19 protein-coding genes are annotated in these 20,714 nt (G+C 56.1%); 10 read left to right on the top strand and 9 right to left on the bottom strand.

The features are described 5' to 3' along the window. Positions 1-25 precede the first annotated feature (25 nt). From ACB496_RS05250 to ACB496_RS05275, 6 genes are all read left to right on the top strand, one after another. Entirely contained in the window at positions 26-358 is a 333-nt protein-coding gene (locus ACB496_RS05250) for a YbaB/EbfC family nucleoid-associated protein (RefSeq protein WP_052283815.1), read from the top strand. Then, positions 358-963, top strand: a complete 606-nt coding sequence (recR, locus tag ACB496_RS05255) for a recombination mediator RecR (protein ID WP_100777366.1) — start codon at positions 358-360, stop codon at positions 961-963. The genes ACB496_RS05250 and recR overlap by 1 nt, the downstream gene beginning before the upstream one ends. Positions 964-1,073: 110 nt before the next feature. Further along, on the top strand, positions 1,074-2,948 hold the full coding sequence (gene htpG, locus ACB496_RS05260) for a molecular chaperone HtpG (RefSeq protein WP_102104268.1): 1,875 nt from the start codon (positions 1,074-1,076) through the stop codon (positions 2,946-2,948). Between the two features lie 194 nt (positions 2,949-3,142). Next, positions 3,143-3,787, top strand: coding sequence for an adenylate kinase (gene adk / locus ACB496_RS05265; RefSeq protein WP_100777364.1), 645 nt, complete (start codon positions 3,143-3,145; stop codon positions 3,785-3,787). Positions 3,788-3,941: 154 nt separating this feature from the next. Continuing rightward, the gene (hemH, locus tag ACB496_RS05270) at positions 3,942-4,904 is read left to right on the top strand and encodes a ferrochelatase (RefSeq protein ID WP_123429354.1); all 963 of its coding nucleotides are present in this window, start codon (positions 3,942-3,944) and stop codon (positions 4,902-4,904) included. Between the two features lie 62 nt (positions 4,905-4,966). Continuing rightward, on the top strand, positions 4,967-6,271 hold the full coding sequence (locus ACB496_RS05275; protein WP_100777362.1) for an inosine/guanosine kinase: 1,305 nt from the start codon (positions 4,967-4,969) through the stop codon (positions 6,269-6,271). A gap of 73 nt (positions 6,272-6,344) precedes the next feature. Here the strand turns inward: ACB496_RS05275 and ybaL are convergent, their stop codons facing one another. Beyond that, positions 6,345-8,021, bottom strand: a complete 1,677-nt coding sequence (gene ybaL, locus ACB496_RS05280) for a YbaL family putative K(+) efflux transporter (protein ID WP_100777361.1) — start codon at positions 8,019-8,021, stop codon at positions 6,345-6,347. 232 nt (positions 8,022-8,253) lie between these two features. Further along, complete coding sequence (locus tag ACB496_RS05285; protein ID WP_371974614.1) at positions 8,254-9,474, bottom strand: MFS transporter; 1,221 nt, start codon at positions 9,472-9,474, stop codon at positions 8,254-8,256. A gap of 163 nt (positions 9,475-9,637) precedes the next feature. Here ACB496_RS05285 and ushA point away from each other — a divergent pair, with 163 nt between their 5' ends. Then, positions 9,638-11,290 carry a bifunctional UDP-sugar hydrolase/5'-nucleotidase UshA gene (gene ushA / locus ACB496_RS05290; RefSeq protein ID WP_371974615.1) on the top strand — a complete coding sequence of 551 codons (1,653 nt, stop codon included), beginning with the start codon at positions 9,638-9,640 and terminating at the stop codon, positions 11,288-11,290. Positions 11,291-11,429: 139 nt separating this feature from the next. Here the strand turns inward: ushA and ybaK are convergent, their stop codons facing one another. The 3 genes from ybaK to copA form a co-directional block, all read right to left on the bottom strand. Further along, positions 11,430-11,909 carry a Cys-tRNA(Pro)/Cys-tRNA(Cys) deacylase YbaK gene (ybaK, locus tag ACB496_RS05295; RefSeq protein ID WP_100777358.1) on the bottom strand — a complete coding sequence of 160 codons (480 nt, stop codon included), beginning with the start codon at positions 11,907-11,909 and terminating at the stop codon, positions 11,430-11,432. Positions 11,910-12,109: 200 nt separating this feature from the next. Next, on the bottom strand, positions 12,110-12,904 hold the full coding sequence (locus ACB496_RS05300; protein WP_129034599.1) for a TraB/GumN family protein: 795 nt from the start codon (positions 12,902-12,904) through the stop codon (positions 12,110-12,112). A 96-nt stretch (positions 12,905-13,000) separates the two neighbouring features. Further along, entirely contained in the window at positions 13,001-15,499 is a 2,499-nt protein-coding gene (copA, locus tag ACB496_RS05305; RefSeq protein ID WP_371974616.1) for a copper-exporting P-type ATPase CopA, read from the bottom strand. A gap of 97 nt (positions 15,500-15,596) precedes the next feature. Here copA and cueR point away from each other — a divergent pair, with 97 nt between their 5' ends. Further along, complete coding sequence (gene cueR, locus ACB496_RS05310) at positions 15,597-16,007, top strand: Cu(I)-responsive transcriptional regulator (RefSeq protein WP_100777355.1); 411 nt, start codon at positions 15,597-15,599, stop codon at positions 16,005-16,007. On the opposite strand, the gene ACB496_RS05315 is transcribed toward cueR, so the two are convergent. Then, entirely contained in the window at positions 16,004-16,456 is a 453-nt protein-coding gene (locus ACB496_RS05315; RefSeq protein ID WP_100777354.1) for an NfeD family protein, read from the bottom strand. The genes cueR and ACB496_RS05315 overlap by 4 nt on opposite strands. Further along, the gene (locus tag ACB496_RS05320) at positions 16,453-17,367 is read right to left on the bottom strand and encodes an SPFH domain-containing protein (protein WP_100777353.1); all 915 of its coding nucleotides are present in this window, start codon (positions 17,365-17,367) and stop codon (positions 16,453-16,455) included. The genes ACB496_RS05315 and ACB496_RS05320 overlap by 4 nt, the downstream gene beginning before the upstream one ends. Positions 17,368-17,516: 149 nt before the next feature. Between ACB496_RS05320 and fetA the strand changes: the two genes are divergently transcribed. Together fetA and fetB are read left to right on the top strand one after the other, a co-directional pair. Continuing rightward, a complete protein-coding gene (gene fetA / locus ACB496_RS05325; protein ID WP_100777352.1) occupies positions 17,517-18,194 on the top strand; it encodes an iron efflux ABC transporter ATP-binding subunit FetA in 678 nt (225 codons plus the stop codon). Then, positions 18,181-18,963, top strand: a complete 783-nt coding sequence (gene fetB / locus ACB496_RS05330) for an iron efflux ABC transporter permease subunit FetB (protein ID WP_100777351.1) — start codon at positions 18,181-18,183, stop codon at positions 18,961-18,963. Before fetA ends, fetB begins: the two co-directional genes overlap by 14 nt. 52 nt (positions 18,964-19,015) lie before the next feature. On the opposite strand, the gene ACB496_RS05335 is transcribed toward fetB, so the two are convergent. Both ACB496_RS05335 and ACB496_RS05340 read right to left on the bottom strand, forming a co-directional pair. Continuing rightward, positions 19,016-19,870, bottom strand: coding sequence for a co-chaperone YbbN (locus ACB496_RS05335; protein WP_312069520.1), 855 nt, complete (start codon positions 19,868-19,870; stop codon positions 19,016-19,018). Between the two features lie 59 nt (positions 19,871-19,929). Further along, positions 19,930-20,700, bottom strand: a complete 771-nt coding sequence (locus ACB496_RS05340; RefSeq protein WP_100777349.1) for an SDR family oxidoreductase — start codon at positions 20,698-20,700, stop codon at positions 19,930-19,932. Positions 20,701-20,714 lie beyond the last annotated feature (14 nt).

The following is a 20,714-nucleotide window of genomic DNA, read 5'->3' on the forward strand; positions in this document are numbered from 1 at the left end:
ACGTGACTACTTAAGAGAGAAGCCTATGTTTGGTGGTAAAGGCGGTCTGGGTAACCTGATGAAACAGGCCCAGCAGATGCAAGACAAAATGCAGAAAATGCAGGAAGAGATCGCACAGCTGGAAGTCACTGGCGAATCCGGTGCAGGTCTGGTCAAAGTGACCATCAACGGCGCGCATAACTGCCGTCGCGTGGAAATTGACCCAAGCCTGCTCGAAGACGACAAAGATATGCTGGAAGATCTGGTCGCTGCCGCATTTAACGATGCCGCGCGCCGTATCGACGAAACCCAGAAAGAGAAAATGGCCTCTGTCTCCTCCGGGATGCAGCTGCCGCCAGGCTTTAAGATGCCGTTCTGATGCAAACCAGTCCGCTGCTCACGCAGTTAATGGAAGCGTTGCGCTGCCTGCCGGGCGTTGGCCCGAAATCAGCGCAACGCATGGCGTTTACGCTTTTACAGCGCGACCGCAGCGGCGGGATGCGCCTGGCGCAGGCTCTCACCCGCGCCATGTCGGAAATCGGTCACTGTGCGGACTGCCGTACCTTCACCGAGCAGGATGTGTGCAATATCTGTTCGAACCCGCGTCGTCAGGAAAACGGTCTGATTTGCGTGGTGGAGAGTCCGGCGGACATCTACGCCATTGAGCAAACCGGGCAGTTTTCGGGCCGCTATTTCGTGCTGATGGGCCATCTCTCTCCGCTGGATGGCATTGGTCCGGACGATATCGGTCTCGATCGCCTTGAGCAACGTCTGGAATCCGAGACGTTGACCGAAGTGATCCTCGCCACCAACCCGACGGTGGAAGGCGAAGCGACCGCGAACTACATCGGTGAACTGTGCGCGCAGTACGGCGTGCAGGCCAGTCGAATCGCCCACGGCGTGCCGGTTGGTGGTGAGCTGGAAATGGTAGACGGCACCACGCTGTCTCACTCTCTGGCTGGGCGTCACAAGCTTATTTTCTGACCAAACGGAGGCTGGAACCCTGGCCTCCGCTTGAAATTCTTCCCCGCTATCCCCATCTCACTCTCAACGTGTTCAAACCCCATTAAATGGCATTGTTGAGGTCGATCTAGATGAAAGGACAAGAAACCCGTGGTTTCCAGTCAGAAGTAAAACAGCTTCTGCACCTGATGATCCATTCCCTGTATTCCAATAAAGAAATCTTCCTGCGTGAGCTTATCTCGAACGCCTCAGATGCGGCGGACAAACTGCGTTTTCGCGCGCTGTCCAATCCGGATCTGTATGAAGGTGACGGCGAGCTGCGCGTGCGCGTCTCTTTTGACAAAGAAAACCGCACCCTGACCATTGCCGACAACGGTATTGGTATGAACCGCGACGAGGTGATCGATCATCTCGGGACCATCGCGAAATCGGGCACCAAATCCTTCCTTGAGTCCATGGGCTCCGATCAGGCGAAAGACAGCCAACTGATCGGCCAGTTCGGCGTGGGCTTCTACTCCGCCTTTATCGTGGCCGACAAAGTGACCGTGCGCACCCGTGCAGCGGGCGATAGCGCAGAAAACGGCGTGTTCTGGGAATCTCACGGTGAAGGTGAATACACCGTTGATGACATCACCAAAGCCGATCGCGGGACCGAGATCACCCTGCATCTGCGCGAAGGCGAAGACGATTTCCTGAATGACTGGCGCGTGCGCTCTATTATCGGCAAATACTCCGACCATATCGCGCTGCCGGTAGAGATCGAAAAAACCGAAGAAGTCGACGGTGAAACCGTAGTTTCATGGGAAAAAATTAACAAAGCCCAGGCGCTGTGGACGCGTAACAAGTCTGAGATTAAAGACGACGAATATAACGAATTCTACAAGCACATCGCCCACGACTTTACCGATCCGCTGACCTGGAGCCACAACCGCGTGGAAGGGAAGCAGGAGTATACCAGCCTGCTGTACATCCCGGCCCAGGCACCGTGGGACATGTGGAACCGCGATCACAAGCACGGCCTGAAGCTGTACGTGCAGCGCGTGTTCATCATGGACGACGCTGAGCAGTTCATGCCGAACTACCTGCGCTTTGTGCGTGGCCTGATAGATTCCAACGATCTGCCGCTGAACGTCTCGCGTGAAATCCTGCAGGACAGCACCGTCACGCGTAACCTGCGTAACGCTCTGACCAAACGCTCCCTGCAGATGCTTGAGAAACTGGCGAAAGACGACGCTGAAAAATACCAGACCTTCTGGAAACAGTTCGGCCTGGTGCTGAAAGAAGGCCCGGCGGAAGATTCGTCGAACGTGGAAGCCATCGCCAAACTGCTGCGCTTCGCCTCTACGCACACTGACTCTTCCGAGCAGACGGTCTCTCTCGAAGAGTATGTGTCCCGCATGAAAGAAGGGCAGGAGAAGATCTACTACATCACCGCAGACAGCTATGCTGCCGCGAAGAGCAGCCCGCATCTGGAACTGCTGCGTAAGAAAGGCATCGAAGTCCTGCTGCTTTCCGACCGCATCGATGAGTGGATGATGAACTACCTGACCGAGTTCGACGGTAAATCCTTCCAGTCCGTGGCGAAAGCTGACGAATCTATCGACAAGCTGGCGGATGAAGTGGACGAAACGGCGAAAGAGGCAGAAAAGGCGCTGGAGCCATTCGTTGAGCGTGTGAAAACCCTGCTGGGCGATCGCGTGAAAGAGGTACGTTTCACCCACCGTCTGACCGATACTCCGGCGATTGTGACCACCGATGCGGATGAAATGGGCACTCAGATGGCGAAACTGTTCGCCGCTGCGGGCCAGGCGATCCCGGAAGTGAAATACATCTTTGAACTGAACCCGGATCACCCGCTGGTTAAACGCGCGGCGGATACCCAGGACGAAACGCAGTTTAAAGAGTGGGTTGAGCTGCTGCTGGATCAATCCCTGCTGGCCGAGCGCGGCACGCTGGAAGATCCAAACCTGTTCATCAAACGTGTGAATGCGCTGTTGATGGCGTAATCACCCGGCCTCCCCTGGTCTTCTCCCTCTCCCCGAGGGAAAGGGCCAGGGTGAGGGCACCAAACCGCACTAACCTAAATAATCTCCCTCGTTAACCGTTTCAGCCGTCCCACCTTCCTTGAGCGATACCCGTTCTGATGGTATTGTTTAGCGCTTTTTGAAATATTGAACCAACTTTTGAGGGGATTTTCGCAATGCGTATTATTCTGCTTGGCGCTCCGGGCGCGGGTAAAGGAACTCAGGCTCAGTTCATCATGGAGAAATACGGTATTCCGCAAATCTCTACGGGTGACATGCTGCGTGCCGCTGTTAAATCTGGCTCCGAGCTGGGCAAACAAGCGAAAGACATTATGGACGCGGGCAAACTGGTGACTGATGAACTGGTTATCGCACTGGTAAAAGAACGCATCACTCAGGAAGATTGCCGCAACGGTTTCCTGCTGGACGGCTTCCCGCGTACTATTCCGCAGGCTGACGCCATGAAAGAAGCGGGCATCAACGTGGATTACGTTCTGGAATTCGACGTGCCTGACGAACTGATCGTTGACCGCATCATCGGTCGTCGCGTTCACGCTGCTTCCGGCCGCGTTTACCACATCAAATTCAATCCACCGAAAGTGGAAGGCAAAGACGACGTGACTGGCGAAGAGCTGACCACGCGTAAAGACGATCAGGAAGAGACCGTGCGTAAACGCCTGGTGGAATACCATCAGATGACCGCGCCACTGATCGGCTACTATTCGAAAGAAGCGCAGTCCGGTAACACCAAATACGCGAAAGTTGACGGCACCAAAGCCGTGGCTGACGTGCGCGCAGAGCTGGAAAAAATCCTCGGCTAATGTGCGATTTATCCGGCCTGCTTAGAATTCTGTAGGCCGGATAGGCGTTTACGCCATCCTCCGACAATCCCCGCTCCACCTATTACTGCAATGGGTTCCGTTTCCCCGCTTTTCAGTTACAATCATTAGCTATTCAAATGGTTAAGAGGCGTGAATGAGTCAGGCGAAAACCGGCATCCTGCTTGCCAATCTGGGCACTCCAGAAGCACCTACCCCTGCGGCAGTTAAACGTTATCTGCGACAGTTTTTAAGCGACGCCCGCGTGGTGGATACGCCAAAATTGCTGTGGTGGCCGCTGTTGCGCGGTGTCATTCTGCCGATTCGTTCCCCCCGTGTGGCTAAACTCTACCAGTCCGTGTGGATGGAAGAGGGCTCGCCGCTGATGGTCTACAGCCGTCGTCAGGAAAAAGCGCTGGCCGCCCGTTTACCGGATATGCCCGTCGCCCTCGGAATGAGCTACGGCAAACCGTCGCTGGAAAGCGCGGTCGACGAACTGCTTTCGCAGGACGTGGATCATATCGTGGTGCTGGCCCTCTATCCGCAATACTCCTGCTCGACGGTGGCCGCCGTCTGGGACGAACTGGCGCGCATTCTTGCCACCCGTCGCCGCATTCCAGGTATTACCTTTATCCGCGATTATGCCGAAAACGAGCTGTATATCGCGGCGCTGGTCAGCAGTGCGCGCGCCTCGTTTGAAAAACACGGCGAGCCGGATCTGCTGCTGCTCTCCTACCACGGTATTCCGCAGCGTTACGCCGATGAAGGCGATGACTATCCACAGCGCTGTCGCGACACCACCCGCGAGCTGGTTTCGGCTCTTGGACTGCCGCCGGAAAAGGTGATGATGACCTTCCAGTCGCGCTTTGGCCGTGAGCCGTGGCTGACGCCATACACCGATGAAACGCTCAAAATGCTGGGCGAGAAGGGCGTGAAACATGTTCAGGTGATGTCGCCGGGCTTCTCGGCGGACTGCCTCGAAACCCTGGAGGAGATCGCGGTTCAAAACCGGGAGTTCTTCCTCGAAGCGGGCGGCACGAAGTATGAATATATTCCGGCACTTAACGACTCCCCGGAACATATTGAGATGATGGCGGCGCTGGTGACCGGCAGCCGCTAATCGCGCATTGGGCCGGGTTTGTGCTACCATTTCCGGCCCAATAGTCACTCGCAGCCCTGATCATGAAATTTCCCGGTAAACGCAAGTCCAAACACTATTTCCCCGTCAACGCCCGCGATCCGCTGCTGCAACAGATTCAGCCGGTCAAAGAAACTAACGCAGCCTGGGTGGTCGGTATCGATCAGACGCTGGTGGATATCGAAGCAAAAGTGGATGATGCGTTTGTCGCACGTTATGGGCTGAGTTCCGGGCATTCGCTGGTGATCGAAGATGATGTCGCCGAAGCCCTGTATCAGGAGCTGGTGCGCGAAAACCTGATCACGCATCAGTTTGCTGGTGGCACCATCGGCAATACCATGCACAACTATTCGGTGCTGGCCGATGACCGCTCCGTCTTACTGGGCGTCATGTGCCGTAATATCGAAATCGGTGGCTACGCCTACCGCTACCTCTGCAACACCTCCAGCCGTACCGATCTGAACTACCTGCAGGGCGTCGATGGTGCCATTGGCCGCTGCTTTACGCTGATCAGCGACGCCGGCGAGCGAACCTTTGCCATCAGCCCTGGGCACATGAACAAACTGCGCGCGGAAAGTATTCCGGAAGAGGTGATTGCCGGTGCCTCCGCGCTGGTACTTACCTCCTATCTGGTACGCTGCAAGCCCGGCGAACCGATGCCGGAAGCGACCATGAAGGCGGTGGAGTACGCGAAGAAATACAACGTGCCGGTGGTGCTGACGCTGGGTACTAAGTTTGTGATCGCCGATAACCCGGAGTGGTGGCAGGCGTTCCTGAAAGAGCACGTCTCGATTTTGGCGATGAACGAAGAAGAGGCTGAAGCCCTGACGGGTGAAAGTGACCCGCTGCTGGCCGCCGATAAGGCGCTGGACTGGGTAGATCTGGTGCTCTGCACCGCAGGCCCGATCGGGCTGTTTATGGCCGGGTTTACCGAAGAAGAGAACAAACGCAAAACCCAGCACCCGCTGCTACCGGGGGCGATTGCTGAGTTCAACCAGTACGAGTTCAGCCGCGCGATGCGCCACAAAGATTGCGTGAATCCGCTGCGTATTTTCTCGCACATTGCCCCGTACATGGGCGGACCCGAGAAGATCATGAACACCAATGGCGCAGGCGATGGCGCGCTGGCTGCCCTGCTGCACGACATCACTGCGAACGCCTATCATCGCACCAACGTCCCTAATTCGAGTAAACACCAGTTGAACTGGCTGACCTATTCGTCGCTGGCGCAGGTGTGTAAGTACGCGAACCGCGTGAGCTATCAGGTGCTGAATCAGCACTCCCCGCGTTTAACGCGTGGCTTGCCGGAACGGGAAGACAGTCTGGAAGAGTCGTACTGGGATCGTTGATGGTTTCCCTCACCCTGGCGGTGAGGGAATATTGTTCCCCCTCTCGCGTAGAGAGGGGGCAGATTGAAGACGTTTAACCCGTTACCGCCTCTTCAATTGGCGGCTTCTCAATCAATGTAATCATGGTATTGGCAATCTCACGTTCGCCCATCACCACCTGATTCGCCCCGCGTTCGGTAATGTATTCCACTTCATCGTCATAATGCGCGCGAGCAATGATCTCGATAGTCGGGCACTTCTCCCGTGCCTTGGTCACGATTTCACCCGCCTCGTAGCCGTTCGGAATGGTCAGCAGCAGCCAGCGCGCACAGTCCAGATGCGCCAGATTCATAATCTCTTCGTTCGCCGCATTACCCAGCACCGCGCGGATGCCGCGCGCGCGCAGCTCATCCACACGGGTGCGTGACGTTTCAATCACCACCAGCGGAATGCCCTGCGCCATCAGTTTCTCACCGAGCAGACTCCCGACGCGGCCAAAACCGACCAGCAGGGCGTGGTTACAGATATCCACCGGGATCTGCTTCTCTTCTTCAATCGCTTCTTCCAGCGTCTGCTCTTCCAGCGTTTCGGTTTTATCGAGGTATTTCTCAAGCAGGGCAAACAGCACCGGGTTGAGCATAATGGAGAGGATCGCCCCCGCCAGCACCAGATTCTGCCCGGCCTGTGGCAGCAAGTTCAGCGCCATGCCGAGGCTTGCCAGGATAAAGGCAAACTCACCAATCTGCGCCAGGCTTGCGGCGATGGTGAGCGCGGTGCGCGGTGAGTGGCCGAACAGTCTGACCAGGCCGAATGCCACCACGGATTTACCGAAGATAATAATCGCCAGTGTGCCCAGCACGGCCAGCGGCTGCTCGATCAGGATTAGCGGATCAAACAGCATGCCGACGGAAACAAAGAACAGCACCGCAAATGCATCACGCAACGGCAGCGTATCGTGCGCCGCGCGGTGGCTCAGCTCGGATTCGTTCAGCACCATACCTGCGAAGAACGCACCCAGCGCAAAGGAGACGTCAAACAGCTCGACGGCACCGAAGGCGATACCGAGTGCCAGGGCCAGCACCGACAGCGTAAACAGTTCGCGAGAGCCAGTAGCGGCGCTGCGGGAGAGGATCCACGGTACCAGACGGCGGCCCACCAGCATCATAATGGCGATAAAGGCGACCACTTTGCCGATGGTAATGCTCATATCCAGCGCCAGCGTGGCAAAGCCGACGTTATCTTGTTCAACCATACCGGCGACGGCAGGCAGCAGAACCAGCGTCAGGACCATCACCAGATCTTCAACAATCAGCCAGCCGATGGCGATTTGCCCGCGCTGGCTGTCTATCAGCTGCCTCTCCTCAAGCGCGCGCAGCAGCACCACGGTACTGGCGGTTGAGAGACACAGCCCGAATACAATACCGGTCATCAGCGACCAGCCAAGCAGAGCGGAAAGCGCCATCCCCAGCAACGTCGCCACGCCTATCTGGGCGATTGCGCCGGGTATGGCGATATGCTTTACCGCCATCAGATCCTTCAGGGAGAAGTGCAGGCCCACGCCGAACATCAGCAGAATCACGCCTAATTCCGCCAGTTCAGGAGCCAGTTTGGTATCCGCAACAAAACCCGGCGTAAACGGACCCGCCAGCACACCCGCTAATAAATAGCCCACGAGAGGAGAAATACGTAATTTGTTGGCGATCATGCCAAGGATAAAAGCGAGCACAAGTCCACCTACAATGGTGGTGATAAGCGGTGTGGCGTGATGCATTCCGTCTCCTTTCGTCGTGGGGTGTTCCATTTTTGGCGTAAAAACCAAAAAGCCGATTAATAGTTTATGACAATTTCGGCCATTATGTTTATGAATAATTGTTGAAATTTGAAGAAAACAGCAATAAGCGTTAAAAAAAGCAGATTAGGACAAATTACCGGAGGGATGAAGAGGAAAGCCTTATGGCAGTAGGTGAGAGGTGCGGCCAAAGTTTACTTTGACCGCAGAGAAACTACGCCTTATGGCGATAATCAGGCAGGAATATGGTCAGTATCCCCAGAAGTGGCAGGTAAGCACAGATTTTATAGACCAGGAAGATGCTCGTGTGGTCTGCAACCAGCCCCAGCACAGCTGCACCAAGGCCTCCCATCCCAAACGCAAATCCGAAAAACAGCCCGGAAACCATGCCAATACGGCCCGGCATCAGCTCCTGAGCATACACCAGGATAGCGGAAAACGCGGACGCGAGGATAAAGCCAATGATCACGGTTAAAATCCCCGTCCATTCAAGGCTTGCATAGGGTAAAACAAGGGTAAAGGGCGCTACGCCGAGGATAGAGCCCCAAATCACATATTTACGCCCAATTTTATCACCCACAGGGCCGCCAATGAAGGTTCCCGCCGCAACCGCGAACAGGAAAGCAAACAGGTGGAACTGGGCGTTTTGCACCGATAATCCGAATTTCTCCATCAGATAAAAGGTGTAATAGCTGCTGATGCTCGCCATATAGAAGTATTTCGAGAAAATCAGCACCAACAGGATACTCACCGCCAGAATAACCTTATCGCGCGGAAGCGGATTGATAATCACGGCTTTAGGTTTCCCCTTGTTTACCCGATGCTGAGCCGCGTACCAGCGGCTGATCTGGATCAGCACCACGATGGCCAGCAGCGCCGCGAGGACGAACCACGCAACGTTACCTTTCCCGTAGGGGGCAATGACCACGGCGGCCAGCAAAGGGCCGAGGGAGCTGCCAAAATTGCCGCCGACCTGGAACAGAGATTGCGCCAGCCCATGACGTCCACCTGAGGCCATACGCGCGACGCGCGAGGACTCCGGATGGAAGACCGACGAACCGGTACCCACCAGCGCCGCAGCCAGCAGCACCATCTCAAAGCTTCCTGCCAGTGCCAGCAGTACCAGCCCGCTCAGGGTAAAGCACATGCCAATAGGCAGCGACCATGGCATCGGATATTTATCCGTCCAGTAGCCGACTACCGGCTGGAGCAGGGACGACGCCATCTGGAAGGTCAGCGTAATCATCCCGATCTGCACGAAGGTTAATGAAAATTCTGACTGCAGCAGCGGATAGATCGCCAGAATCAGCGACTGAATCATATCGTTAAGCAGATGCGACAGACTGATGGCACCCAAAATACCAAATGCGGTGCGCGATTTCGGCGCGGACGCCGGAGTGCCCGTAACAGGCGGAGTCGATTCACTGATTGCCATAAATACCACGTCTATTATTAGGAGAAGTGCAGGATGTCATTATTATCCCGCTAACATACCTGTGCGCGAGATTTGAAGAAAGTCGCAATTCTGAAAACATATTTGTCTATTCTTCTTACTCATTGTAATTTTTGCGTTTGTCTTTTGGTCAGGGAGCGAGAATATGAAGTTAATGAAGCGAGGCGTCGCACTGGCGCTGATAGCCGCATGGGCGCTGGCAAGCCAGCCTGCGCAGGCGTACGAAAAAGATAAAACCTATAAAATAACCATTCTCCATACCAACGATCACCACGGCCATTTCTGGCGTAGCGAATACGGCGAGTACGGCCTGGCCGCACAAAAAACGCTGGTGGACGGTATTCGTAAAGAAGTGGCGGCTGAGGGCGGCAGCGTCCTGCTGCTGTCTGGCGGCGATATCAACACCGGCGTGCCGGAATCCGATTTGCAGGACGCCGAGCCGGATTTCCGCGGCATGAATTTAATCGGCTATGACGCGATGGCCGTCGGCAACCATGAGTTTGATAACCCGCTAACCGTCCTGCGCCAGCAGGAAAAATGGTCCAAATTCCCGTTCCTCTCAGCCAATATTTATCAGAAGAGTACCGGCGAGCGCCTGTTTAAACCCTGGGCCTTGTTCAAACGCGACGATCTGAAAATCGCGGTGATCGGGTTAACCACCGATGACACGGCGAAAATCGGTAATCCGGAATATTTCACGGATATCGAATTCCGCAAACCGGCTGACGAAGCGAAGCTGGTGATTCAGGAGCTGAATCAAAACGAAAAACCAGACGTGATAATCGCCACCACCCATATGGGGCACTACGACAACGGCGAGCACGGCTCGAACGCGCCTGGCGATGTGGAAATGGCGCGCAGCCTGCCAGCAGGTTCGCTGGCGATGATTGTGGGTGGTCACTCACAGAACCCGGTGTGCATGGCATCGGAGAATAAAAAGCAGGTTGATTACGTGCCCGGTACGCCGTGCGCCCCGGATCGCCAGAACGGGATCTGGATTGTTCAGGCGCACGAATGGGGCAAATACGTGGGGCGCGCCGATTTTGAATTCCGCAACGGCGAAATGAAAATGGTGCGCTACCAGCTGATCCCGGTGAACCTGAAGAAGAAAGTGACCTACGACGACGGGAAAAGTGAGCGCGTACTTTACACCCCGGAAATTGCTGAAAACGCCCAGATGCTGTCGTTGCTGACGCCATTCCAGAACAAAGGCAAAGCGCAGCTTGATGTGAAAATCGGTACGGTGAATGGCCGACTCGAAGGCGATCGCAGCAAGGTCCGCTTCGTGCAGACCAACATGGGCCGTCTGCTGCTGGCGGCACAAATGGCGCGCACCGGTGCTGATTTTGCCGTCATGAGCGGCGGCGGTGTGCGTGACTCCATCGACGGCGGCGATATTACCTACAAAGACGTGCTGAAGGTTCAGCCGTTCGGCAACATCGTGGTGTATGCGGACATGAGCGGAAAAGAGGTGATAGACTATCTGACCGCCGTTGCGCAAATGAAGCCGGACTCCGGGGCCTATCCGCAGTTTGCTAACGTCAGCTTTACGGCGAAAAATGGCACGCTTAACGATCTGAAAATCAAAGGTGAGACGGTCGATCCCGCTAAAACCTACCGCATGGCAACATTAAGCTTTAACGCCACGGGCGGCGACGGGTATCCGCATATCGACAACAAACCGGGCTACGTCAACACCGGCTTTATCGATGCCGAAGTGCTTAAGCAGTACATCCAGCAGAATTCTCCGCTGGATGTGAATGCCTACGAGCCGAAAGGTGAGGTGAGCTGGCAGTAACGGGCTATTTTGTTCGCCCTTTTTGAACTCAGGCAGTGCCAGGAATCCGTATGTACGATGTGTACGCGGGTTCCTGCGCTGTCAGGGTGTAGAGACTAAATTCACGCCTGAACGTTGGCCCGCTAAGCGGACAGCGCGTTTAATCCCGGCGCGCAATATCCGCGAACGTCGCATCCAGCATCTTCGCCAGATCGCCCGCCGCCAGCTCAATATCCAGCCCGCGCTTACCGCCGGAAATATAGATAGTGTCAAAAGTCTGCGACGGCGCATCGATCAATGTCGGCAGGCGTTTCTTCTGCCCGAGAGGGCTAATTCCACCCACCAGATAGCCGGTCGTGCGTTGCGCAACCATCGGATCGGCCATATCGACCTTTTTCGCGCCCAGCGCTTTGGCGACTTTCTTTAAATCCAGCTGCCCGGCCACAGGCGTCACCGCCACGGCCAGGTGCTTCATATCACCGTTCACCGCCACCAGCAGCGTTTTATAGACCTGATCCGCGTTCAGGCCCAGCTTACGCACCACTTCGTCACCAAAGTTTGTCTCACTGGGGTCGTGATCGTAGGTATGGATACGGAAAGGAATTTTGTTTTTTTCGAGTAATTTAACGGCGGGAGTCATAATGATCCTTCTTACCACAGACAATTTACGCGCTCAGCATACGCCTGACAGCTGTCTAAAAAATAGCACCATCTTGCGCAATAGTATTGGCAGTGATGGTTACTTTGAGCGACAATCGGCTCTGACCGAAGGTCTCCTTCGGCATAATAATAACGATGAAATTCCTCTTTGACGGGCCAATAGAAATATTGGCCATTTTTTTATTTCAACAGTGACGGCAAATTCCCTTCGCCATACAAATGCAGCGCCCCCACGGCCACCACGTAACGCCCGGCGGGCAGAGCCTGCAATGTTTCTCGCCAGGCCTGATTGCGCTCATGCATCAGCACATCGTACAGCGATTCGCTGAAGGTCGAGGGCAATTCCAGCTTGCCGTTGGTCGGCGGCGTCTCCAGCCACCAGCTGATCATCATCTGCAACAGACGCGCGTTGGTGTGCCAGTGGGTGAGGGTGTCATCCAGCAGCAGCAGTCCATCCTCAGGAAGCTGGCGCAAAAGAGCAACCTGACTGTCGGCGCCCTCCAGCTCAATAATGGCAAGATTACGCGCGCGCGCGGCGTTGAGGAGCTGGTAGTCGATACCGTACTCCCCGCGCAAACCCAGTCGTTGAGCCTGTGTCGCCTGCAACACCATGGCGATTTGCCACAGGGGCTGCGTTTCCAGAAGGGATAAAGAAAGCCCCAGCTCATCGGCCACACGTTCAAGCTCGGCGCGCTGCGATTCGTTGAGACGCTCGCTCAGCGGCGGCGGGATATCGAGATTGGCGAACGGCGATTCGCTGCCGGAAATATCGGCTTCGACGATGAGCGCATCGGCTTTGCGCAACAGTTGTACCAGTGCCGGAGGCAGCGGCGACATATCGCGCGTGCCCATATGGATACTGCCGACCAGGTGCAGATGCTGCCCGCCCGGGAGTGAAATATCCAGCCCCGGCCAGGGATAGCGGCGGGGAAACAAAGCGCGGAAGGTGGTTTTTATACGACTAAACAGACTCATACGCGCTCCATTGATGGAAAAGTTCATGCTAGCGCGTGGTGGCTGAAGGTGCAACTCCAGGCCGGGTAGGGCGAAGCCGCCACCCGGCCTGCAGGTTTACTCTTTCGGTTTGAAGCGCAGCAACCGGTTCGCGTTGCTGACCACGGTAATGGACGAGAGCGCCATTGCCGCCCCGGCGACGACCGGGTTGAGCAAGGTGCCGGTCAGCGGCCACAAGATCCCGGCGGCAATCGGGATGCCGAACGCGTTGTAGATAAACGCACCGAGCAGATTTTGCTTCATGTTGCGCAGCGTGGCTTTCGAAATCGCCAGCGCATCGGCGACACCCATCAGGCTATGGCGCATCAGGGTAATCGCCGCCGTCTCAATGGCCACATCGCTCCCGCCGCCCATGGCGATCCCGACTTCCGCCTGTGCCAGTGCGGGCGCATCGTTGATGCCGTCGCCGACCATTGCCACCTGTCGGCCCTGACGTTGCAGTTTGATAATCGCATCGGCTTTGCCATCTGGCAGCACGCCCGCGATCACCTCGTCGATACCTGCTTCTTTGGCAATGGCGTTGGCAGTGGTCGGGTTGTCGCCGGTGAGCATCACCAGACGATAGCCAGCCTGATGCAGACGTTTCAGCGCGGCCACGCTGTCGGCCCGCAGCGGATCGCGGATAGCGAACAGCGCTGCCGCTTTGCCCTCGACCGCCAACAGCACCGGCGTCGCGCCCTGAGAGGCCTGGGCGGTTAATTCATCGTTCAGCGCAGCGGTATCAATGCCGTTTTCGTTGAGCAGTGCCTGATTACCAAGCAGCAGCGTGTGGCCATCGACTTCACCGCTGACCCCCAGCCCGCGAAGGGTGCGGAAGTTATTCACCTGCGGCAATGCTGCGTGACCAGCTTTCTCGAGAATCGCTCTCGCCAGCGGGTGGCTGGAGCCTTGCTCAAGCGCAGCGGCCAGACGTAAGGCATCTTCTTGCGTAACACCGACGGTTTTCACCGCCACAACCTGCGGTTTGCCTTCGGTGAGGGTGCCTGTTTTATCAAACACCAGCGTGTCGAGCGTACTGGCGCGCTGGAGGGCATCGGCGTCGCGAACCAACACACCAAACTCGGCGGCGCGACCAACGCCGGAAATAATCGACATCGGCGTCGCCAGCCCTAAAGCACACGGACAGGCGATGATCAGCACCGTGGTGGCGATGACCAGGGTGTAGACAATCTGCGGTGCCGGGCCAAAGACGTACCAGATGGCGGCGCTGAACAGCGCGATGCCCACCACCACGGGCACAAATATGGCGGAAATTTTATCGGCGAGCTGACCGATCTCCGGCTTGCTGCTTTGCGCCTGGCGCACCATGCGAATGATGCGAGAAAGCGTCGTATGACTCCCGACAGCACTGGCGCGGAAAAGCACGCTGCCGTCCTGCACCACCGTACCGGCATGGACTGCATCACCGGCGGATTTTTGCTGCGGCACCGGTTCACCGGTCAGCATCGCTTCATCCAGCCAGGCTTCACCCTGAGTGATTTCACCGTCGACCGGCACGCGATCGCCCGTCGTTAAGCGCAGCGTCATGCCTGGCTGCACCTCGGCGAGCGGCAGGCTGATTTCACCCTCGTCCGTCACCACGCGGGCCGACGGTGGCGTGAGATCAAGCAGACGTTCCAGCGCTTTGGACGACCGCTGGCGCGCGCGCGCTTCAAGCATATGGCCTAAGTTGATCAGACCAATAATCATCGCGCTCGCTTCGTAATAGAGATGGCGTGCTTCCATCGGGAACCACTGCGGCCAGACGTTCACGCTCATGGAGTAGAGCCACGCCGCGCCGGTGCCGAGGGCGACGAGTGTGTCCATCGTCGCGGTGCGGTTCTTGAGGCTCTTCCAGGCGCTGGTGTAGAAATGCCCACCGGCGAAGACCATCACACCAAGGGTGATCACACCAATCACCAGCCACAGCGTGCGGTTGTCGTCGGTGACCATCATGTTGTCGCCGAGCATTCCCCACACCATCACCGGAATACCGACCAGCAGAGCGACAATCGCCTGCCAGCGGAAGCGTTTCATGGCGGCGATGGCGGTCTCTTGCTGGCGTTCGCGGCGCTCGGCATCATCTTCAATGGCCTCTGCGCCGTAGCCGGCTTTTTCCACCGCCTGCACTAATTCTGCGGCTGACGCACTGCCCATAATCAGCGCAGTGCGTTCCGCGAGGTTTACCCGCGCCTGTGAGACGCCCGGTACGGCCTGCAACGCATTCTGTACGCGGGAGACGCAGCTGGCACAGCTCATGCCGTTGATCAGCAGCTGTTGGCTGTCGTCAATATCATGGGCTGCCGGAAGCTCAGAAGTATCCGCTGTCAGTGCTTCCGACGGGGTTAATGACTCTGTCAGCGGATTAGCCTTTGGGTGGCTTAGCTCCGCCCCGTAACCTGCTTGTTTAACGGTATCGATCAGCGCGTCGGCGCTGGCGCTGCCAGTGACAACGGCGCTTTCAATCGTCACGTCTGCACTTTCAACGTCAGGACGTTGTTCAAGGCTCTCTTTGACACGTTTGACGCAGTGACCGCAGGTCAGGCCATCCAGCGTCAGGTTGATTGTGTGAGACATAGTAAAACTCCTGTATGATTATTCAGCCAACATACTCTTTCTGGAACAGTGTTATGAAGGTTAAACCTTCCATCAAGGGGAAGGTCAAGGGGGAAATGTGAATATCAGTGATGTGGCAAAAAAAACCGGGTTAACCAGCAAAGCGATTCGTTTTTACGAAGAGAAAGGGCTGGTCACGCCGCCGCTGCGCAGCGAAAACGGCTATCGCAGTTACACGCAGCTGCATCTCGAAGAACTCACGCTTTTACGCCAGGCCCGGCAGGTGGGGTTTAATCTTGAAGAGTGCGGTGAACTGGTCCATCTGTTCAACGATCCTAAACGGCACAGCGCCGATGTGAAAAAGAGAACTCTGGAAAAGGTTGCGGAAATCGAGCGCCATATCCTGGAGCTGCAGGCGATGCGTGAACAACTGCTCTCACTCGCCGAATCCTGTCCGGGGGATGACAGCGCCGACTGTCCGATTATTGATAATCTTTCCGGCTGCTGCCATCGTAAGGCCAGCGTTTAACGGGCTTTCACCCGAAGCGTAATGCCTTCTACCGCGATGACTTCAATGCGAGTCCCTGCCACGAGGTCATCATCGGCTACCACTGGCCACGTGCTGTCACCGACACGAACATGTCCGCGCCCGTTGATTAACGTGGTATCCAGCGTATAGCGCTTACCCACCAGCTGTTGGCCGCGCTGATTGAGTGCGGCATCGGCAGGTTTTTGTTCGCGCACCTGGCGCGTCAGCCATCGATACCAGAGCCAGGCGGCGACCAGCGTCAGTAGGGCGAAGAGGGCGCCTTGCCACTCCCAGCCAAAAGGTGCGATCCAGACCAGTAGCCCGGTGATGACCGCCGCGACGCCGCTCCAGAGCAGATACCCGTTGCCGCCCAGCATCTCAGCCGCCAGCAACAGCCCGCCCAGGCTGAGCCAGAAAACATGAGGGTGTGCTGCAATCATCTCAATCATTTTTTGCGCTCATCTCCGCTATTCTTGATAAGCTCCGCGATCCCGGCGATAGAGCCCATCAGGCTGCTGGCCTCCAGCGGCATCATCACGACTTTGCTATTGTTGGCGGAGCCAATTTTCTGCAGCGCATCGGTGTATTTCTGCGCCACGAAGTAGTTAATTGCCTGGATATCACCGGCCGCAATGGCCTCGGACACCATCTGGGTGGCGCGTGCTTCTGCCTCGGCGGAACGCTCACGGGCTTCTGCCTGTAAGAAGGCCGACTGGCGTTCCCCTTCGGCTTTCAGAATTTGCGACTGTTTTTCCCCTTCGGCTTTCAGGATCTCTGCCTGACGCACCCCTTCGGCCTCAAGAATGTACGCACGTTTGGTTCGCTCGGCTTTCATCTGGGCGTTCATCGACGAAATCAGTTCTGCCGGTGGGCGCACGTCGCGGATTTCGATACGGGTGACTTTAATCCCCCACGGATTGGTCGCTTCATCAACGATATGCAGCAGGCGCGTATTGATGTTGTCGCGCTGGGAGAGCATTTCGTCCAGCTCCATCGACCCCAGTACCGTACGGATATTGGTCATGGTCAGGTTGATAATCGCCAGCTCCAGGTTGCTGACCTCATAGGCGGCTTTTGGCGCGTCGATCACCTGAATAAAGCAAACGGCGTCGATGGTGACGTTGGCGTTGTCTCGGGAGATGATCTCCTGGGAAGGGATATCCAGCACCTGTTCCATCATGTTGATTTTACGCCCAATACGATCCATGAACGGGACGATAAGACTCAGGCCTGGCTGGAGGGTGTTGGTGTAACGGCCGAAACGTTCGACCGTCCACTGATAGCCCTGGGGCACGATCTTTACGCCTGCCCCGACGATCACCAGCGCGACGAAAATAAGGATAGGGATGACGATCAACATGAAAACCTCCTGTTTTGCATTCCGTGGAGCAGCAAAAACTGCTCGTTTGTTGAACTTAAGTATATCGACTATTGCAGGGAAGTTCGCCTCCAATCCATTAACGTGGTTACAATATTGGAACGAAGCTGAATTAAAAAACGGGAAATAATATGAAGGATAATAATGCGCTTCTGGAACTCAGGAACGTGGGTTTTCGCGTGGGCGAAACCACGATATTGCAGCAGATTAGCTTCAACGTACAGCCAGGGGAATTCAGGCTCATTACGGGCCCGTCTGGTTGCGGTAAAAGCACGTTGCTGAAGATTATCGCCTCACTCCTCAGCCCGACGGAAGGGCGAATTTTCTTTGAAGACAAGGACATCACGACGCTCACACCCGAGCATTATCGCCAGCAGGTCTCCTACTGCGTGCAAACGCCCTCGCTGTTTGGTGAGACGGTGTACGACAATCTGATCTTTCCCTGGCAGATCCGCGATAAAGCCCCCGAACCGGAAAAATTCATTGCCGATCTGGCGCGTTTTAGTCTGCCAGCGGAAACCCTGACAAAGTCCGTAAACGAACTTTCCGGCGGTGAAAAACAGCGCGTCTCGCTGATTCGTAATCTGCAGTTTCTGCCCAAAGTGCTGTTGCTGGATGAAGTGACCAGCGCCCTCGACGAAAACAACAAACGCAACGTGAATGAGATCATTCATCGCTACGCCAAAGAGAACAACATTGCGGTGCTGTGGGTAACGCACGACGCCGGTGAGATTGCCCACGCAGATGAGGTGATTACCCTTCAGCCACAGGGCGGGAAGATGAAGGAGGAAAACCGTGAACGAGCATAATATTACCAACGAATCACTGGCGCTTTCGATGGTGCTGGTCCTGGTGGCGATTTTGGTCAGCCATCGGGAGAAGCTCGGTCTGGAAAAGGACATTGTGTGGAGCATTTGCCGGGCGGTCATTCAGCTGATTATCGTCGGCTATGTGCTGAAGTATATTTTCAACGTCAACCACGCGGTGCTGACGCTGCTGATGGTGCTGTTTATCTGCTTTAACGCCGCGTGGAATGCGCAAAAACGCAGTAAATACATCGACAAGGCCTTTATCTCTTCGTTTATCGCCATTACCACCGGCACGGCGCTGACGCTGGCAGTGCTGGTGCTGTCGGGATCGATTGAATTTTCCCCGATGCAGGTGATCCCGATTTCCGGGATGATTGCGGGTAACGCAATGGTGGCGGTGGGGTTGTGCTACAACAATCTCGGCCAGCGTTTTAGCAGTGAGCAGCAGCAGATCCAGGAGAAACTCAGCCTGGGAGCCACGCCAAAAACGGCGTCGGCGCGATTGATCCGTGAGAGTATACGATCGTCGCTGATCCCAACGGTCGATTCGGCGAAAACGGTCGGACTAGTGAGTCTACCGGGGATGATGTCCGGGCTGATTTTTGCCGGTATTGATCCCGTGAAAGCGATTAAGTATCAGATTATGGTGACGTTTATGCTGCTCTCGACGGCCAGCCTGTCGACCATTATCGCCTGCTATTTAACCTATCGAAAATTCTACAACTCGCGCCATCAGCTGGTGGTGACGCAATTGAAAAAAGCAGAGTAACGTGCAGGTGTGTTGCCGGGCAGCATGTCGCTTGCCCGGCTTTCAGCCTGGATTAGTAGAGCAGGGCGTAAAGCTGGCGACGATACTTTGAGGCCAGCGCATCGCCGGTACCCAGTGCCGCCAGGATCTCCTGGAACATTTTACGCGCCTGGCCGTCAGCAGCTGCCAGATCCTTTTTCAGATGGCTAAACAGCAGCTCCAGCGCCTCTTCGTTACGCCCGACCTGATGAAGCTGTAACGCCAGCTGGCTGGCCAGCGCCGCATCGTCGGGGTTCTCGGTTACCTGCTGCTGCAACTGCTGGATTTCCGGCGTGTCAGCTGCCTGTTTCAGCAACTCAATTTGCGCTACCAGACCCTGATAACGGGTATCCTGATCCTGCAGCGGAATGGTTTTCAGCACTGCTTCAGCCTCTTCTGAACGATGCAGTTCAATCTGCGTCTGCGCCAGCAGCAGGCCAATCTGGCTGTCCTGGTTCGACATCTGCCACGCCTCTTTCAGCAGCGGCAGCGCTTCGTCGTGTTTGCCTTCCTGAATCAATGCCAGCGCCTGCTGCGCTTTCAGCTCCTCTTCGCGCGGCAGCACTTTATCGAGCAGGGCGCGAACCGCCTCTTCGGGCTGCGGGCCCTGGAAGCCATCTACGGGCTGACCATTCTGGAACAGATAGACGGTTGGAATGGCACGCAGACCAAACTGGGAGGCCACCATCTGCTCGGCGTCGCAGTCCAGTTTTGCCAGCAGGAACTGACCGTTGTACTGCGCCGCCAGGCTTTCCAGCACCGGCGTCAGCTCCAGACAGTGCTGGCTGCGCTCGGACCAAAAATAGAACAGCACAGGTTTGGTCATCGACACTTCGAGTGTCTGGTGCAGGTTCGCTTCAGTGATGTTGACAATATTCTGTACGGACATACGGCATTCTCTTTTATCAATTTGACAAATACATGGGGGATGAGGAGCGTGGCTTCAACTCAACCGCGTAAAATTTTATCCATCATGCGCCCCGGTAGCAGACGTTTGAGCCAGCCCACGGCGTGGGTGACGAGGGTCACCGGGTAGCGTATTTTCGGGCGATCGCTTTCAAAAGCATGGCGCACTTTGGTGACAACTGCCTCTGGGCCGAGGGTAAAGCGTGCGGCAATGCCAGGGTTTTCGACCGGATTGTCGGACTGGGTTTGATTTACGTTTTCTGTGAAACGGGTGCGAATCGGGCCAGGCTCAATAAGGCTGACCTTAATACCGCTATGGCGCAGCTCCATGCGCAAGGCATCTGACCAGGCCTCCAGCGCATATTTGCTGGCGGCATACGCCCCACGGCCCGGCGTGGAGATCAGGCCCATCACCGACGAGGTCATCACAATGCGGCCTTCTCCATGGGGCAGCATCGCAGGCAACAGCGCCATGGTCAGCTGGTGGATGCCAAAAAAGTTGGTGGAAAACTGCTGCTCAAGCTGCTCGCGCGAGATGGTTTGCAGCGGGCCGTACACGCCAAAACCGGCGTTGTTAAACAGGCCGTACAGACGATTACCCGTCAGAGCGATCACTTCTGCGGCGGCGCGTTCAATGCTTTCCGGCGAGTCCAGATCCAGCAACACGCCCTGAAAACCTTTGCTGTTCATGCGTTCCACGTCTTCTTGTTTCCGGCATGCGGCGATTACCCAAAATCCCTGGCGCTTCAGTTCGAACGCGCTTTCAAGGCCAATTCCGCTGGAACATCCTGTGATTAAGACCGATTTTTGCATAACTTTACCTGTCA

Origin of the sequence: Lelliottia nimipressuralis, from assembly GCF_041464075.1 — a bacterium.
Classification (GTDB): Bacteria; Pseudomonadota; Gammaproteobacteria; order Enterobacterales; family Enterobacteriaceae; genus Enterobacter; species Enterobacter nimipressuralis.